The sequence below is a fragment of the Nocardiopsis sp. TNDT3 genome (assembly GCF_003427465.1).
In the GTDB taxonomy this organism is placed as follows: Bacteria; Actinomycetota; Actinomycetes; order Streptosporangiales; family Streptosporangiaceae; genus Nocardiopsis; species Nocardiopsis dassonvillei.
Genome location: NZ_QPFC01001383.1, coordinates 1 through 1,279 on the forward strand (window position 1 = coordinate 1; position 1,279 = coordinate 1,279).

The 1,279-nt window shown below is 74.4% G+C and carries 1 protein-coding gene; it reads right to left on the minus strand.

All coding sequences use genetic code 11. The annotated features are described in order from the left end of the window. A partial coding sequence (locus DQW06_RS28095; RefSeq protein WP_117199612.1) for an alpha/beta hydrolase occupies positions 1–1,190 on the minus strand: 1,190 nt, incomplete at its 3' end. Between the last annotated feature and the right edge of the window lie 89 nt (positions 1,191–1,279).

Genomic DNA, 1,279 nt, shown 5'->3' on the forward strand with positions numbered 1-1,279 from the left:
GTGCCGATCGCCCCCTCCACCAGGTCGGGCCAGGCGCGGTTGCCCGGCTGGAGGGCCTCGTCGACGCCGGGCAGGACCCACTGGTGGTCGGTGTAGCTGAAGTGTTCGCCCTCGGCCATGTACAGCTCCAGGACGTCCACTGAGGAGGCCTCGACGAAGGTCCGGAACCCGGCGCTGTACCCGCTGTGGTGCGGTTCGAGCCCGACCCCGGCCCTCCCCGCCGTCAGGAGCGCGAAGGGGCGGTCGGCGCCCCGCAGATTGGCCTCCGACCACACCTCGTCGCCGACGTGGTAGCCGATGGTGCCGTCCAGGTCCAGCCCCGCGTCGACGCGGTCGTCCTCCAGCATCACCTCGGCGGCGGTGAGCCCTCCGGCGGAGTGGCCGAACATGCCCACCGCGTCCAGGTCCAGCACCCCGCCCAGGCCCTCGGGGGGCTCCTGGCCGCCCGCGTCGGGGCTGCCGCCCTCCGCGAGCGCGGTCAGCCCGTCCAGGACCAGGCGGGTGTCCGCGCGCCGGACCGCGACGGCCTCCTTGAGGGCCTCGGTGCTGAAGGAGGGGGCGCTCGTGCGCAGTACCCGGCCGTCGGGCATGTCCACGGCGAGCGTCTCGTAGGGGTGGTCCATGGCGGCCACCACGTACCCGTGGGAGGCGAGTTCCTCCAGGTGCAGGGCGTTGAGGAACCGGGACTGCTCCATCCCCGGGGAGTAGAGGACCACGGGGAACGGGCCGGTGTCGGCGGCCGGGACGTCCTGGAGGGCGTTGACCCGGAAGGCGTCGAAGTCGACGCTGTCGCGGTGGAGCCCTCCCTGCTCCAGCTCGCTCCTGAGGACCCCGGTGACGGAGGGCGTGACGTAGGGCGCGGGTTCTCCGGTGCCCGTGCCGTCCCCGGCGGAGGTGCCGCCCTCCCCGCCTGCGCCGGTGCCTTCTCCGGCCGGGTACCAGACGCTGACCATGACGTCCCGTTCGGTGGCCTCCTCCACCCAGGGGTGGCCGCGGTCGGGGTCGACCAGGTGCAGTTCGGTCCGGCCGACGGCGTGCGGGCCGGTGGGTTCGGGCGGGGTGAGGACCACGCTCCCGGAGTCGGTGGCCGCGTTGAGGGCGGCGGGGATCGAGAACGCCGCGGCGAGGACGAGGGCGGCCGACCCGTAGGCGGTCGCGCGCCTGGCGCGGACGGAGTTGGTGGTGTTCATACCGACCATGCTCGGGGCCGGGGCGCCCGGCGCACATCGCCTGGACGGCAGCGGCCGGGTAGGCACAAAGGGGTAGGGCGGGCGGTGGG